A 15,203-nucleotide genomic window follows, 5' to 3' on the forward strand; every position below is an offset into this window, starting at 1 on the left:
GGCGCGGTACGCCGCCGGGCGGGAGGTGACCCACCGTCAGACCGGGTCGGGCGCGGCCTCGGCGAGCGCCCGGGCCGCCGCCAGCTCCGCGGCCTCGCCCGCCAGCGCGGCCTCCAGCATCGCGTACGCGTCCGGCCCCACCGGCAGCCGCACCGGACCGGACTCCGCGGCCACCGCCCGCAGCACCAGCTGCGCGAACACCTCCGGGCGGTTCAGCACCGCGTCGCCCGCCATGCCGCGCAGCGCGGCGTGCATCGGCGCCAGGCCCTCCGCGTACGCCGGCAGCTTCACCGCCGTCTCGGCCAGCGAGGACCCGTACGAGGTGGCGAACCCGCCCGGCTCCACCGCCGTCACCCGCACCCCGAACGGGGCCGCCTCGGCCGCCAGCGCCAGCGTCATGCCCTCCAGCGCGAACTTACCCGCGACGTACGCCCCCAGGCCGGGGAAGGCCATCCGGCCGCCCACCGAGGAGACGTTCACGATGTGGCCGCCGCCCTGGGCGCGCATCACCGGCAGCACCAGGCGGGCCATCCGCCACGGGGCCACCGCCAGCACCTCCAGCTGCTCGCGCAGCTCCTCGTCGGAGACCTCCTCGACCGCGCCGAACAGGCCGACGGCGGCGTTGTTCACCAGGACGTCGAGACCGCCGAGGCGCTCCTGCGCGAGGGCGACGGCCGCCGCGCACTGCTCCGGGTCGCGCAGCTCCAGCCTCGCCCGCACCAACCGCCCCGGGAACTCCTCGGCGAGGGCGTCCAGCGGCGAATCCCCCCTGGACGTCGCCACCAGCGCGTCCCCGGCCTCCAGCACGGCCCGCGCCAGCGCGAGTCCGAGACCGGACGAACAGCCCGTCACCAACCAGTTGCGAGACACTTCGTACCCCCCTTGATCTGCGGCTTCCTGCCGGACGGGGAGGTACCCGGATTCGGAGACTCTTAGGCGGACGAGGGTGCGAAATCAGGGGCCCGGGGAACGGCGGGGCCGAGAGGGGCGATGCGCCGGAGCACAGTGGGGCGCGACGGGGCGTCGGCCGAAAGACCTTCGGCCCGAAACGGGGTGGCGCCTCGCAGCCCGTCGGACGCCAGCCCCTCGGCCCCGCCGTTCCCCGGGCCCCTGGAGCTTCGCTCCCCGGGCCCCTGTGGGCGAGTCCTACGCCGGGCGTTGGAGGACCATCAGGGAGCGGTCGAGGAGGCGGAGGGTGTCGCCGGCCTTGACGCGGGGGCCGGTGCCCGGCGGGGGGAGGGTGGGAAGGGAGGTGTCGACGACGAGTTGCCAGGCGGCGCCGTGGTCGGCGGGGACGGTGAAGGTGAGCGGTTCGAAGTGGGCGTTGAAGAGGAGGAGGAAGGAGTCGTCGACGATCTTGCCGCCGCGGCGGTCGGGTTCGGAGATGGCGTTGCCGTTGAGGAAGACGGTCAGCGACTTCGCGTAGGAGGTGGACCAGTCCTGCTGGGTCATCTCCTCGCCGGCGGGGGTGAACCAGGCGATGTCGGTGAGGTCGTCGCGGGTGCCGGAGACCGGGCGGCCGTGGAAGAAGCGGCGGCGGCGGAAGACCGGGTGGTCGCGGCGGAGCCAGATCATGCCCTGGGTGAACTCCAACAGCTTCGCGTCGGCCGGGTCGGGCTGCTCGGGGGAGGCGGGGGTGCCGGGCCAGCGTACCCAGGTGAGTTCGGAGTCCTGGCAGTAGGCGTTGTTGTTGCCGCGCTGGGAGCGGCCCAGCTCGTCGCCGTGGGCGAGCATCGGGACGCCCTGGGAGAGCATCAGGGTGGCGATCATGTTGCGCTGCTGACGCGCCCGCAGGTCGAGGACGGCCGGGTCGGTGGTGTCGCCCTCGGCACCGCAGTTCCAGGAGCGGTTGTGCGACTCGCCGTCCCGGTTGTCCTCGTGGTTGGCCTCGTTGTGCTTGTCGTTGTAGGAGACCAGGTCGCGCAGCGTGAAGCCGTCGTGGCAGGTGACGAAGTTGATCGAGGCGATCGGGCGGCGGCCGTCGTCCTGGTAGAGGTCGGAGGAGCCGGTCAGCCGGGAGCCGAACTCGGCCATCGTCGCGGGCTCGCCGCGCCAGAAGTCGCGGACGGTGTCCCGGTACTTGCCGTTCCACTCGGTCCACAGCGGCGGGAAGTTGCCGACCTGGTAGCCGCCCTCGCCGAGGTCCCAGGGCTCGGCGATCAGCTTGGCCTGCGAGACGACCGGGTCCTGCTGCACCAGGTCGAAGAAGGAGGACAGCCGGTCGACCTCGTGGAACTGGCGGGCCAGCGTCGCGGCCAGGTCGAAGCGGAAGCCGTCCACGTGCATCTCGGTGACCCAGTAGCGCAGCGAATCCATGATCATCTGGAGCACGTGCGGGCTGCGCATCAGCAGCGAGTTGCCGGTGCCGGTGGTGTCCTCGTAGAAGCGCTGGTCCCGGGCGAGCCGGTAGTAGGAGGCGTTGTCCAGGCCGCGGAAGGACAGCGTCGGGCCGAGGTGGTTGCCCTCGGCGGTGTGGTTGTAGACCACGTCGAGGATGACCTCGATGCCGGCCGCGTGCAGCGCCTTGACCATCGACTTGAACTCCTGCACCTGCTGGCCGCGGTCGCCGGTGGAGGAGTACGAGGAGTGCGGGGCGAAGAAGCCGATCGTGTTGTAGCCCCAGTAGTTGGACAGGCCCAGGTCGCGCAGCCGGTGGTCGCGGACGAACTGGTGCACCGGCATCAGCTCGATCGCGGTGACGCCGAGCTTCGCCAGGTGCTCGATCACCGCCGGGTGGGCCAGGCCCGCGTAGCTGCCGCGGATCTCCTCGGGGACGTCCGGGTGCAGCTTGGTCAGGCCCTTGACGTGCGACTCGTAGACCACGGTGCGGTGGTAGTCGGTGCGCGGCGGCCGGTCGGTGCCCCAGTCGAAGTACGGGTTGATCACCACCGAGTGCATGGTGTGCGCGGCCGAGTCCAGGTCGTTGCGCCGCTCCGGCGCGCCGAAGTGGTAGCCGTACACCGACTCGTCCCAGTCGATGTGGCCGCTCATCGCCTTCGCGTACGGGTCGAGCAGCAGCTTCGAGGCGTTGTGCCGCTGGCCGAGGCCGGGCTGGAACGGGCCGTGCACCCGGAAGCCGTAGCGCTGCCCCGGCTGGACGCCCGGGAGGTAGGCGTGCCGGACGAAGGCGTCGGTCTCGCGGAGTTCGACCACCGTCTCGGTGCCGTCCTCGGCGATCAGGCAGAGTTCGATCCGGTCCGCGCTCTCGGAGAACACGGCGAAGTTGGTGCCCGCCCCGTCGTAGGTGGCGCCGAGCGGATACGGTTGCCCCGGCCAGACCTGCATGTGTCCCCAACTTCCTTGTACCGGACGTGAACTGGCGCTCGCGCGGGGTCTTCCCGGCGGAGCGCCCGGCCATGTGCGGGGCGGCAACCAGGTGACGCACGGCACATCCGCATACTCACCGACGGCGGCCCGAACTCCGCGCCCATCCGCGCGTGGTTCGCCCGAACGGGTGTCCTGGCGGGTCGGCCCGTCGGCGTGGCGTGGCCGCCCGGTGACGGACCGTCGAGGGCCGGTCCGGTTGCTGTAGAGAGGGCTGCGGCCCGGCCGCACCGGGCGATACCCTTGATCGTCCGGAATGCGAGCCCCGGGCCCATGCGGTGCGCCGGCGGCGCCGCGGTGGAGGGATTCCAGCGGACGCGCCGTCACCCGGTGGGCGGCGGACGAGAGGTGAGGTAGCGGATGGGGTTCCCCTCCGGCGACGGCCAGGACCCGCGCGCCGGGAGCAGCGAGGCCCCGACGCTGGTGGTCCGCGGCGGGCGCGGCCCGCTCCCCCCGCCGCCGGGCACCGCCGAGGGGATGCCGCCCGGCTGGGCCGTCGACCGGTGGGACGACGCCTACCGCCGGGTCCGGCTGGCCGGCCGCGCCTACGTCTGGCTCAACCTGGTCGAGCAGCGGATGCGCGCCCTGGTCGACGAGGTGCTGCGCCCCGTCTACGCGCCCGCGCACGGCGAGGAGTGGGTGACCGCCGCGGCCGGCCCGGTCGGCGAGGAGTGGGTGCACCGGGCCGCCGCGATCCGCGAGGTCTCCCGCCGCAAGGGCTACCTGCTGGACCCGGTCGACGACGACCCGCTGGTCTTCCTGACGCTGCCCCAGCTGCGCGAACTGATGGTGCAGCACTGGCCGTGCTTCGAACCGCACCTGGTGGACCGCCGGGAGATCGAGCTGGCGCTGGACGAGCTGGAGGTCGCCCGGCACGTGGTCTCCCGCAACCGGGCGCTGTCGCAGACCGTCCTCGACCAGACCGAGCGGGCCGCCGCCCGGCTGCTGGCGCTGCTCGACGGCGCGCACGGCGGGGTGCCCGCCGACGTGGTCGAGGAACTGGTGGCCGGCCGGTACGCCGACGTGGTCGCGGTGCACGCCGACCGGGTCCGGCTGCAGCGCGACCTGCCGGTGGAGGACCTGCTGGAGGGCGCCCGCCGACTGGACGCGGTCGGCATCGGCCTGGGCATGCTCTGCCAGAACTACACCGGCAAGCGGCTGGTCCGGCTGGCCGCCGAGGGCTGCCGGGTCCGGCTGCTGTTCCTCAACCCGGCGAGCAGCGCCGTCCGCCGACGTGAACGCGAACTCGGCCTCGGGCGCGGCGAGTTGGGCCGCTCGGTGGAGATGAACATCATGCACGTGCGGCGGGTCAGGGCCCGGCTGCGGGACCAGGGGAGCTTCGAGATCCGGGTGTTCGACGAACTGCCCCGGTTCACCGCCTACCTGGTCGAGGGCCCCCGGGTGACCGGCGCGGGCGGCCGGCGCCGCTCCACCGACCTCGGCGTGGTCCAGCCCTACCTGCGCGGGGCCCGCGGCATCGAGTCGCCCGCCCTGGTGCTGCGCGGCGGCGCCGGACAGGAGTCCGGCGGCACCGAACCCGGGCTGCTGGAGGTCTACCGGGAGGAGTTCGAGGGCCTCTGGGGCGACTCCCGGCCGGTGTCCTGACCTGCGCCGGGGCCGCCCGCCGACCCGGCCGCGGGGCGGACGCGCCGTGGAGGCTGTCACTGCGGCAGGCGATGATGGACGGAATGTGGCAGTGCCGACGGAAGGACACACCCCCATGACCTGGTGGAAGGGGCCGCTCACCGGTTTCGACCTGGAGACCACCGGCACCGACCCGGAGGAGTCGCGGATCGTCACCGCCGCGGTGGTCGACACCCTCGGCGGGGGCGTCGAGGCCGTCACCAGCTGGCTGCTCGACCCGGGCGTCCCGATACCCGCCGAGGCCGCCGCGATCCACGGCATCACCGACGACCGGGCCCGCGCCCAGGGCCGGCCCGCCGCCGAGGCGATCGAGGAGATCGCCCGCGCCCTGGCCGAACGGCTCGCCGCGGGCCGGCCGGTGGTCGCCTTCAACGCCCCGTTCGACCTCTCGCTGCTCGACGCCGAGCTGCGCCGCCACGGCCTGCCCACGCTGGCCGACCGCCTCGGCGGCCCCGTCACCCCCGTGGTCGACGCGATGGTCGTCGACCGCGCCCTGGACAAGTACCGCAAGGGCTCGCGCACCCTGCAGCGGGTCTGCGAGGTCTACGGCGTCGAACTGCGCGACGCGCACGAGGCCGGCAGCGACGCGCTGGCCGCCGTCCGGGTCGCCGTCGCGCTCGGCCACCGCTACCCGGACCAGGCCGGCGACCTGCCGCTGGACGAACTGCACCGGCGGCAGATCGACTGGTACCGGGCCTGGGCCACCGACCTGCAGAGCTGGCTGCGCCGCAAGGACCCGGCGGCCGTGGTCGACCCGCGCTGGCCGCTCAAGGCCGCGTCCTAGGCTGCGTCCTGGGACGCCGACCGAGGGGGCCGGCCGAGGGGGCGGTGACGGGCCGTCAGGACTGCGGGAAGTCGAAGGTGTAGCCCTGCGCGACCAGCCAGGGCAGCAGCTGCTTGAGCGCCGCCACGGTCTGGCTGCGGTCGCCGCCGCCGTCGTGCATCAGCACCACGCCGCCCGGGCGCAGAGTCTGCTGCACGGTGGAGACGATCGCCGGGACACCCGGGCGGGACCAGTCGCGCGGGTCGACCGTCCAGCCCAGCGACTTCATGCCCAGGTCGGCGCCGATCCGCTCGTTCTCGGCGGTGAAGTCGCCGCCCGGGGCGCGCCACCAGGTGACGGCCGGGTCGGTCCCGGCCGCGTTCACGATCATCGTCCGGGCGTCGGCGATCTCCGCGACCTGCTGCTGGTGGGACTGCTTGTGCATCGGCTGCGGGTGGTCCACCGTGTGGTCGCACAGCCGGTGGCCCTCGGCGACGATCCGCTGCACCGCCGCCGGGTGCGCCTTCGCGTTGGCGCCGATCTCGCAGAACGTCGCCTTCGCGCCGTACTGCGCCAGCAGGTCCAGCACCTGGCCGGTGGCCGGGCCCGGGCCGTCGTCGAAGGTCAGCGCCACGGTCTTCCCGCCGGAGGCGGTGTGCCGCAGCACGCCGCCGGCCGGGGCGGGGTTCGGGTCGGCGGAGGCGGTGGCCGGGCTGCTGCCGGTCGGGGTGGCCGGGGTGGCCGTGGCGGAGGGGCTCGCCGAACTGCGCGGCGCGCCGGGCGCCCGGTGCGGGGACGGGGCGTCCGAGGAGGGGTCCGCGTCCGGGACGGCCGAGGACGCGCCGCCCTCGTGCGGCGTCGGCCGGGCCGCCACGGAGCTCCCGCCCGCCGCGCCGGTCGTACTCGCACTCGTGCCGGCACTGGCGCCCGGCGTGCCCGGGCGCTGCGCGGCGTCCCCCGTCGCGGAGGGGGAGCCGGATGTGCCGCAGGCCACCAGCAGGGCGGGGGCGAGCAGCGCGCAGGCGCCGAGCAGCAGAGGACGACGGCGGGCGGATATGCGGGAATTCACCATGGAACGACTCCTGACGTCGTACCGGCCGCCCTGGGACGGGGCGTCTGGTCGGATACGACGCCAGGTACGAACGAAGTGGTTCCGTCCGGGTGTGGGCCGCGCCACAAGGCGGCCGCCGGACGGAAGCGGTCAGAACGCGAACCAGCGTACGTCCGTCGCGCCGTCACGCAGCGAGTCCACCCGGCGACGGAACTCGGCCCGCGCGGCCGGGTTCCCGGCCGCCTGCTGGGCCACCCACGCGGCGCTCGCGGTCTCCCGGGCACCGCGCAGCACCGCGAACCCCGGCCACTCCCGGACGTCCCAGCCGTAGGCCGCGTGGAAGGCCGCGACCTCCTCCGCCGGTACGCCGTACCGGTCCTGACTGAGCGCCAGTACCACCAGGTCGTGCTCGCGCAGGTCCGCCGCCATGTACTCCAGGTCGAGCAGCACCGGCCCGTCCGGGGTGACGTGCACGTTGCGCGGCAGCGCGTCGCCGTGGATCGGGCCGGGTGGCAGGACCGGGGCCAGCTCCGCGATCGCGGTAACAAAGGTCTCTTTTCGGACACGGAGGAAGGCGGCGTCCGCCGGATCGACGTGCCCTTCCGCCGCGGTGAGCCAGTCGTCCACCGGGGCGAGCAGGTCGCGCCGGCCGAGCGGGACGGACGGGACGGACGGGACGGGCGCGGCGGGCAGTGCGTGCAGGGCGCGCAGCAGCGGCGCCAGGTCGACCGGGCGGGCCGGGCGGACCGGGTCGCCGAGCCGGTGCCACAGCGTGACGGGGTGCTCCCGGACCAGGCGCACCGCCGGGTCGGCGGGGCGGACCACGGGCACGCCCGCGCCGTCCAGCCAGCCGGCCAGGGCCAGTTCGCGCCCGGCCCGGTCGGCCGCGCCGGGCGTCCGGCCGACCTTGGCGACCAGGCCCTCGGCGGGGAGGTCGAACACCGCGTTCTGGCCGAGCGCGAGCAGCACCGCCCCGGCCGGGTCGATCCCGGCCGGAGCGGCGGCTTCCTGCAGGAGGGCGCGGGCCCTCGGTTCGTCGAAGATCACCCGCCCATTGTCGGGGAGAGCGACCCCGGCGTCCCGGCCCCGGCGGCCCCGGCGGTTTCGGCGGGGGACTCGGACGCCGACTGCGGGAGCCGGCGCAGCCAGCGCGGCAGGTACCAGTTCCGCTCGCCGAGCAGCGACATGACGGCGGGCAGCAGCACGGCGCGGACCACCGTCGCGTCGATCAGGACGGCGACGGCGAGGCCGACGCCCATCTGCTTCATGGACTGCATGGAGAGCGTGCCGAACACCGCGAACACCCCGACCATGATCACGGCCGCGCTGGTGACCACGCCCGCCGTGCTGCGGATGCCGTGCGCGACGGCGGCCCGGGTCGGCAGGCCCCGGTCGTGCGCCTCCTTGATCCGGGAGACCACGAACACGTGGTAGTCCATCGAGAGGCCGAAGAGGATCACGAACAGGAACAGCGGCACCCAGCTCTCCACCGCGCCGACGCCCGCCGTGCCGACCAGTGCGGCGCCGACGCCGTGCTGGAAGACCAGGGCGAGCACGCCGTAGGCCGCGCCGACCGAGAGCAGGTTGAGCAGCACTGCGGTGACCGCGACGGCCGGCGAGCGGAAGGAGACCAGCATCAGCAGGAAGGCGAAGGCGACCACGAAGCCGAACACCGGGAGCAGCGCGCCCGACATCTGCCGGTTGAAGTCGACCGAGCCGGCCGTGCTGCCGGTGACCGGGGCCTCGGTGCCGGGGATCCGGCCGACCGTGGCCGGGACGACCTCCTCGCGCAGGGCCTTCAGGGCGGCGGCGGAGGTTTCGTCGTTGCCGCTGCCGCGGAGCGGGATGTCGACCGTGGCGACGTTCTGCGCGGCGTGCACCTTGACCTCGGTGGGGCCGTGCATCCTCCCGGTGGCGAGGGCGCGGGCCTGCAGGTCAGCGAGGGCCCGGGTCATCTCCGGGGAGGAGATGTCCTTCGCCCGGACCACCACGGTCGCGGGGGAGGGACTGCCGGGGAAGGCGGCCTCGATCCGCTGCGAGGTGGCGACCAGCGGGTTGCCCGCGGGGAGCTGCTGCTGGAACGTCAGGTTCGCGGTGTGCATCGTCAGCGTCGGCGCGGCGAGCGCCAGCAGGGCGGCGGTGGCGAGCCCGGCGGCGGCCGCCGGGCGGCGCAGCACCGGCCGCAGCACCGCGTTCCAGAACCGGCCGCCCTCGCCGCCGGTGCGGCGCAGCCGGTGCAGGAACGGCACCCGCCCCTTCTCGACCCGGTCGCCGAGCATCGACAGCAGGGCGGGCAGCACCGTCAGCGAGCCGAGCACCGCGGTGACCACGACGACGATGGTGGCCCAGGACATTGCCCGGAAGTCGGCGATGCCGGTGAGGAACATGCCGGCCATGGCGACCACCACCGTGAGGCCGGAGACCAGCACGGCGCGGCCGGAGGTGGCGGCGGCGATCCGCAGCGCGGTCTCCCGGTCGTGGCCGGCGGCGCGCTCCTCGCGCTCCCGGCGCAGGTAGAAAAGGCAGTAGTCGACGCCGACGGCCAGGCCGACCAGCAGCATCACCGAGCTGGCGTCGTTGCTGGTGTGCAGCGCCCCCGAGGAGAGCGCGACCAGGCCGGAGGCGGCCACGAAGGCCGTCATGGCGAGCACCACCGGCAGGACGGCGGCGACCAGCGCGCCGAACGCCACCAGCAGGATGCCCAGGGCCAGCGGCAGGGCCGTCCACTCGGCGCGGGCGAAGTCGTTCTTGAACTGGTCGTCGAACCACTTGCCGGCGCTGGCCTCGCCGTACTCCTCGACCAGCAGCTCGCCGTGCCGCCGCTGCACGCCGGCCACCGCCGCCGTCACGGCGGGCACGTTGGCGACGGCGGCGGCGCGGTCCGCGCCCTCCACCGTGAACCGGAGCAGGGCGGAGTGCCGGTCGGCGGAGATCGCCCGCGTCTCGTACGGGCCGAGCACGGCCCCGGCCCGGCCGGTGCCGCGGACGGCGGCGGCGACCTCGTCCACCGCGGCGCGGAAGGACGGGTCGTCGGCCGTCAGGGTGCGGCTCTGGACCAGCACCGTCTCGCCCGCCGGGGACGTGATGCCGGCCCGGTCGAGGATCCGGGCGGCCTGCGCGACCTGCCCCGGCATCGCCTCGGAGTCGGTGACCGTGCTGGAGCCGTGCAGGCCGCCCAGGTAGGCGGCGAGGACGACGAAGAGCAGCCAGCCGAAGACCGCGGTCTTCCGGTGGCGGGCGCTCCAGGCGCCCATGGTGGCGGCGATTCCTTGCTTCACGAGTGCTTCCCCCAGGGTGGCGGGCGGCTCCTGGGCCGCCCCGGACGGTGGGCCGCGGCGCTGCTCCGGCGGCACAACAGACGCTAGAGAAGCCCGATCTGACGGACCATCCGGCTGGTCACCGACTTCTCCCTGGCCCTTCCCCCAGGTCCGACCCTGGGGTTAACCCCACCCCCGGGGGCCGGGCCCTCCTCCTTGAGGGCGGCCCCGGGTCCACCCTGAGGGGGAGCGATCTCCACCCGGAGCACGAGGTGACGGGGGGCGTCGACGGGCGACGATGGTCCGGGGCCGGTTCCGTGGCCGTTCCCCGGGGACACGCGGGAAACCCACTTGCCGGGCGGCAAGCAAGGTCCCGTAGGATGCCCACTAGTTCCTTACCTGCCGACCGGCAAGCTCCCGTGGGAGCCGTGCGCCGGTCAGAGCCGTTGCCCGGTCCCCGTCCCCCGGCGGCGGTGAACCATGCCCAGGAGGCATCACGAGCATGTTCCACCGACTTGGACAATTCACCGTCAGGCGGGCCTGGTGGGTGATCATCGCCTGGCTGGTCGGCGCCGTCGCGCTGGTCGCCTTCGCCCCGAAGATGAGCGCTTCGACCGACGAGTCGGAGTTCCTCCCCAAGCACTACGAGTCGATCCGGGCCGCGGCCCTCCAGCAGGAGAAGTTCCCGGCCGAGTTCACCCCGGGCGCGATCCTGCTGTTCGAGCGCACCGACGGCGGCGTGCTGACCGACACGGACAAGGCCGACGCAGCCAAGATCGTCCAGGGCCTGACCGACAAGCACATTCCGCTGGTCGAGCAGTTGATCCCGCCGTCCGTGGAGACGCGCACCGTCTCGGCCGACGGGCACTACGCCATGGGCATGGTCTCCATCGACAAGACCAAGATGCAGACCGACGAGTACAGCGACACGGCCAAACACCTGCGCGACGACGGCAAGAAGCTCGCCGAGGGCACCGCGCTGAAGTACCAGGTAGGCGGCCAGGCCGCGATGTCGCTGGACCAGAAGGAGTCCTCCTCTGCCACCGACGGGATCACCATGGGCGCGACCATCGTCCTGATCGTGCTCATCGTCGGTGTCATCTTCCGCGGCATCCTGGTGGGCTTCCTGCCGGTGCTGCTGGCGATCTTCCCGATGCTCGCGGCCAGCGGCCTGATCTCCACCGTCACCAAGCTGCTGGACCTGAAGAGCTCGCCGATCGCCTCGGCGATCCAGATCGTGGTGATCCTGGGCGTCGGCACCGACTACTTCCTGTTCCTGATGTTCCGCTACCGCGAGCGGCTGCGGGCCGGTGACGACCGCAAGTCGGCCGTGGCCAACGGCGTCGGCCGGGTCGGCGAGGCGATCGCCTCCGCGGCCGGCGCGGTCACCGTCGCCTTCGCCGTACTGATCCTCTCCGAGCTGGGCATGTTCACCGCGCTCGGCCCGGCGCTGGCCATCTCGGTGATCGTCACCGCGTTCGCCTCGCTGACGCTGTTCCCGGCCGTGCTCGCCGTGCTCCCCGCCCGGGCCACCTTCTGGCCCGGCCGCAAGTGGCTGGAGGAGCCGAAGGGCGCCCGCTTCCACAAGCTCGGCCGCACCATCGGCCGCCGCCCCGGCCTGGTCGCGCTGGTCTCCGGCGGCCTGCTGGTCGCCCTCTCGCTGGCCGGCCTCGGCTACCAGGGCACCTTCGACATGGCCAAGAGCATGATGCCGAAGGACAAGGAGTCCATGGTCGTCATGGACTCGTTGGGCAAGGGCTTCTCCCAGGGCGCGGCCGACCCGACCCACGTTTTCCTGACCACCGCCACCAAGGGTGGCGGCAAGCTCGACCTCGGTGTCCTGGACGGCTACGGCGCCAAGCTGGGCAAGGTGCCCGGCGTGGCCAGCGTCGACCCCAAGCAGAAGATCAGTGAGGACGGCAGCACCGCCGACTTCAAGGTCACCCTGAAGGACTCCGCCGCCAGCAACGCCGCGATCGACACGATCACCGAGCTGCGCACCGTGTCCCACGGCGCGGCCCCGGCGGGCACCGAGGCGCTGGTCGGCGGTACCTCCTCGGTGTACAAGGACATCAACCTGGCGATGGCGCACGACTACAAGCTGGTCTTCCCGGTGGCGGGCCTGCTGATCATGCTGATCCTGGGCCTCCAGCTGCGCAGTGTGGTCGCGCCCTGGTACCTGATGGCCTCGGTCGGCCTCGGCTTCGCCGCGACCCTGGGCGCCACCACCCTGGCGTTCCTCAAGATCGGCACCCAGCCCGGTCTGATGTTCATGCTGCCGATCTTCATCTACCTGTTCGTGGTGGCGATCGGCACCGACTACAACATCCTGATCATCGCCCGGCTCCGCGAGGAGGCCCGCGAGGGCCGCAACCCGCGCGAGGCGGCCGAGGAAGCGGTCCGGCACGCCGGTCCGACCGTCGCCGCGGCGGGCTTCATCCTGGCGGCGTCCTTCGCCACCTTCATGCTGGCGGGCAACGTGCTCTTCGCCGAACTGGGCTTCGCCCTGGCGATCGGCATCGCGCTGGCGGCCTTCGTGATGGCGATGTTCTTCACCCCGGCGGTCACCGCCCTGTTGGGCCGGGCGGCCTGGTGGCCCGGGCACGGGGCGATGCCCGCCCACGGGGCGGCCGCGCTCGGCGAGCGCGAGCCGGAGCCGGTCGGCCGGGGCTGACCCGGGGCTGAGCAGGCACCCACCGGAACGGTTCGGTGGCGCGGAGTGACGGGGGCGGGTGGTCCGAGCGGACCGCCTGCCCCCTGCGTCGTTCGGCGAAACACGGTGTGACCAGCGCAACCTTTGCCGCCGTTGACGAGGGTGGGCGTGCTATTGTCGAAGCAGTTGCAGTATTGGTTCCCATGAACGTGTGTGTGCGCCTGCTGGTTCCAACCGACAGGCGCATTTGTTTTGTCCGGTGTTTAGTCTCCGGATGGGGATCGCGGCTACGTGGGGCGCACGAGGTGTGTGTCCCAATGCCCCAGTGAAAGTGGAGACGGTTATGGCTACCGGCACCGTGAAGTGGTTCAACAGCGAAAAGGGCTACGGCTTCATCGAGCAGGACGGCGGCGGCGCCGACGTGTTCGCTCACTACTCGAACATCCAGTCGACCGGCTTCCGTGAGCTGATCGAGGGCCAGAAGGTCGAGTTCGACGTCACGCAGGGCCAGAAGGGCCCGCAGGCGGAGAACATCCGCGCCATCTGAGTCCCGGCTCACCGCCGACTCACCGATGTTGCAGGCGAGGGCCCGTGCCTCCACAGGGTACGGGCCCTCGTCCATGCCGCCCGACGGCCGGGGCGGCCCCTTCCTCTGCGGCCGATCCGTCCCAGCCCACCCGCGCACAGGTTCGCGGGCCGGCCGACGGCCCCACAGGGAGTGGTACCCGCATGTCCGAACAGTCACGTCCGCGCACCGAGCAGTCCCGTACCGACAAGCCGCGCGGCGGCCGCCCCCGCGGCGGGGCCCCGCGCTCCGGCGCCCCCCGGGGCGAGCAGCAGCCGCGCACCGAGCGGACCCGCCGGCCGCGCCGGGCCGCCGCCGCCCCGTCGGCCGCGCCCGCCGAGGACTTCACGCCCGTGCAGGGCACCCCGTCCCGCCCGCCGGCCGAGAGCTTCGCCGCCCTGGAGATGCCCGCCGGGCTGTTGAAGGAGCTGGGCGCCCAGGGCGTGACCGAGCCCTTCCCGATCCAGGCCGCCACCCTGCCGGACGCGCTGGCCGGGCGTGACGTGCTCGGCCGCGGCCGCACCGGCTCCGGCAAGACCCTGGCCTTCGGCCTGCCGCTGCTGGTGCGCACCCACGGCAAGCGGGCCGCCGCCCGCCGCCCGCTGGCCCTGGTGCTGGTGCCGACCCGCGAGCTGGCGCAGCAGGTCACCGAGGCGCTCGCCCCGTACGCCGGGGTGCTGAACCTGCGGATCACCACCGTGGTCGGCGGCATGTCGATCACCCGCCAGTCCAACCAGGTGCGGCGCGGCACCGAGGTGCTGGTCGCCACGCCCGGCCGGCTCGACGACCTGATCCAGCGCGGCGACGTGTTCCTGGACGAGGTGGCGATCACCGTCCTGGACGAGGCCGACCAGATGGCCGACATGGGCTTCCTGCCGCAGGTGGTCAAGCTGCTGGAACAGGTCGCCGAGGGCGGGCAGCGGATGCTGTTCTCCGCCACCCTGGACCGCAACGTGGACCGCCTGGTCAACCGTTTCCTCAGCGACCCGGTCACCCATTCGGTGGACCCGTCGGCCGGGGCGGTCACCACCATGGACCACCACCTGCTCCAGCTGGAGCCCGCCGACAAGGCCGAGACCACCGCCCGGATCGCCGCCCGCGAGGGCCGGGTGATCATGTTCGTGCACACCAAGCACGGCGCGGACCGCCTCGCCAAGCAGCTGCGCGCGCACGGCGTGGTCGCCGCCGCGCTGCACGGCGGCAAGTCGCAGCCGCAGCGCAACCGGGTGCTCGACCAGTTCCGCGGGGGCGAGGTCACCGCGCTGATCGCCACCAACGTCGCCGCCCGCGGCATCCACATCGACGGCCTCGACCTGGTCGTCAACGTCGACCCGCCGATCGACCACAAGGACTACCTGCACCGCGGCGGCCGCACCGCCCGGGCCGGCGAGTCCGGCACCGTGGTCACCCTGGTGCTGCCCGAGCAGCGCCGCGAGGTCAACCGGCTGATGAGCATCGCCGGCATCCGCCCCACCGTCACCAAGGTCCGCCCGCAGGACGGCGAGCTGGGCCGGATCACCGGCGCCCGCACGCCCTCCGGCGTGGCCGTGGTCCTGCCGGTGCCCGCCGCGGCGGCGCCCGCCCCCGCGCAGCAGGCGGCGGCTTCCGGCGGCGAGGGCGGCGGACGCGGCCGGGGCCGCGGGCGCGGCGGCGCGAATCCGGTGGACGGGGAGGCCCGCCGCCGGCCGGCCAAGCGCGCCGACGCCGGCCTGCCCAAGGACGTCGACATGAGTGGCAACCCGCGCCGCCCCCGCCCCAAGCAGCGGATGGGCGCCGGGACCTCGCAGACGGCGGCGGGCTTCCTCGGCAAGACCTCGGGCCGGGCCAAGCCGGGCTCCGGCTCGAAGAGCGGCTCCAACTACGGGACGGGCCGCCAGCGGCGCAAGCCCGAGTAGTCGTGCGGCGGGGCCGCGTCCCGACCGACAGCCGGTTGCTGTCGATCGGGA

The 15,203-nt window shown here is 73.6% G+C and carries 10 protein-coding genes; 5 read left to right on the forward strand and 5 right to left on the reverse strand.

All coding sequences use genetic code 11. The features are described 5' to 3' along the window. Positions 1–36: 36 nt before the first annotated feature. Positions 37–870 (reverse strand): SDR family oxidoreductase, encoded by an 834-nt coding sequence (locus ACIOHG_RS06985; RefSeq protein ID WP_400946267.1) that lies wholly within the window; start codon positions 868–870, stop codon positions 37–39. Between the two features lie 276 nt (positions 871–1,146). Next, entirely contained in the window at positions 1,147–3,285 is a 2,139-nt protein-coding gene (glgX, locus tag ACIOHG_RS06990; protein WP_400946269.1) for a glycogen debranching protein GlgX, read from the reverse strand. 399 nt (positions 3,286–3,684) lie between these two features. On the opposite strand from glgX, the gene ACIOHG_RS06995 reads away from it, so the two are divergent. Both ACIOHG_RS06995 and ACIOHG_RS07000 read left to right on the forward strand, forming a co-directional pair. Beyond that, positions 3,685–4,929 (forward strand): SAV2148 family HEPN domain-containing protein, encoded by a 1,245-nt coding sequence (locus ACIOHG_RS06995; RefSeq protein WP_400946271.1) that lies wholly within the window; start codon positions 3,685–3,687, stop codon positions 4,927–4,929. A gap of 115 nt (positions 4,930–5,044) precedes the next feature. Beyond that, positions 5,045–5,752, forward strand: coding sequence for an exonuclease domain-containing protein (locus tag ACIOHG_RS07000; RefSeq protein ID WP_400946273.1), 708 nt, complete (start codon positions 5,045–5,047; stop codon positions 5,750–5,752). A 55-nt stretch (positions 5,753–5,807) separates the two neighbouring features. Here the strand turns inward: ACIOHG_RS07000 and ACIOHG_RS07005 are convergent, their stop codons facing one another. The 3 genes from ACIOHG_RS07005 to ACIOHG_RS07015 form a co-directional block, all read right to left on the reverse strand. Beyond that, positions 5,808–6,803 carry a polysaccharide deacetylase family protein gene (locus ACIOHG_RS07005; protein ID WP_400946276.1) on the reverse strand — a complete coding sequence of 332 codons (996 nt, stop codon included), beginning with the start codon at positions 6,801–6,803 and terminating at the stop codon, positions 5,808–5,810. A 129-nt stretch (positions 6,804–6,932) separates the two neighbouring features. Further along, positions 6,933–7,829, reverse strand: coding sequence for a phosphotransferase enzyme family protein (locus ACIOHG_RS07010; RefSeq protein WP_400946279.1), 897 nt, complete (start codon positions 7,827–7,829; stop codon positions 6,933–6,935). Beyond that, positions 7,826–10,036 carry an MMPL family transporter gene (locus tag ACIOHG_RS07015; RefSeq protein WP_400946697.1) on the reverse strand — a complete coding sequence of 737 codons (2,211 nt, stop codon included), beginning with the start codon at positions 10,034–10,036 and terminating at the stop codon, positions 7,826–7,828. Before ACIOHG_RS07015 ends, ACIOHG_RS07010 begins: the two co-directional genes overlap by 4 nt. A 505-nt stretch (positions 10,037–10,541) precedes the next feature. Between ACIOHG_RS07015 and ACIOHG_RS07020 the strand changes: the two genes are divergently transcribed. The 3 genes from ACIOHG_RS07020 to ACIOHG_RS07030 all read left to right on the forward strand — a co-directional run bounded on the left by ACIOHG_RS07020 (position 10,542) and on the right by ACIOHG_RS07030 (position 15,152). Beyond that, positions 10,542–12,713, forward strand: a complete 2,172-nt coding sequence (locus ACIOHG_RS07020) for an MMPL family transporter (RefSeq protein WP_400946282.1) — start codon at positions 10,542–10,544, stop codon at positions 12,711–12,713. 322 nt (positions 12,714–13,035) lie between these two features. Beyond that, positions 13,036–13,239 carry a cold-shock protein gene (locus ACIOHG_RS07025; protein ID WP_380242719.1) on the forward strand — a complete coding sequence of 68 codons (204 nt, stop codon included), beginning with the start codon at positions 13,036–13,038 and terminating at the stop codon, positions 13,237–13,239. Positions 13,240–13,421: 182 nt separating this feature from the next. Further along, entirely contained in the window at positions 13,422–15,152 is a 1,731-nt protein-coding gene (locus ACIOHG_RS07030) for a DEAD/DEAH box helicase (RefSeq protein WP_400946285.1), read from the forward strand. The last annotated feature ends 51 nt before the right edge of the window (positions 15,153–15,203 follow it).

The organism is Kitasatospora sp. NPDC088134 (genome assembly GCF_044741705.1).
Lineage (GTDB): Bacteria > Actinomycetota > Actinomycetes > Streptomycetales > Streptomycetaceae > Kitasatospora.

Coding starts and splice junctions, on each gene's coding strand:
- glgX (WP_400946269.1), bottom strand. CDS start 3,285: ATGCAGGTCTGGCCGGGGCAACCGTATCCGCTCGGCGCCACCTACGAC.
- ACIOHG_RS06995 (WP_400946271.1), top strand. CDS start 3,685: ATGGGGTTCCCCTCCGGCGACGGCCAGGACCCGCGCGCCGGGAGCAGC.
- ACIOHG_RS07000 (WP_400946273.1), top strand. CDS start 5,045: ATGACCTGGTGGAAGGGGCCGCTCACCGGTTTCGACCTGGAGACCACC.
- ACIOHG_RS07005 (WP_400946276.1), bottom strand. CDS start 6,803: ATGGTGAATTCCCGCATATCCGCCCGCCGTCGTCCTCTGCTGCTCGGC.
- ACIOHG_RS07015 (WP_400946697.1), bottom strand. CDS start 10,036: ATGGGCGCCTGGAGCGCCCGCCACCGGAAGACCGCGGTCTTCGGCTGG.
- ACIOHG_RS07020 (WP_400946282.1), top strand. CDS start 10,542: ATGTTCCACCGACTTGGACAATTCACCGTCAGGCGGGCCTGGTGGGTG.
- ACIOHG_RS07025 (WP_380242719.1), top strand. CDS start 13,036: ATGGCTACCGGCACCGTGAAGTGGTTCAACAGCGAAAAGGGCTACGGC.
- ACIOHG_RS07030 (WP_400946285.1), top strand. CDS start 13,422: ATGTCCGAACAGTCACGTCCGCGCACCGAGCAGTCCCGTACCGACAAG.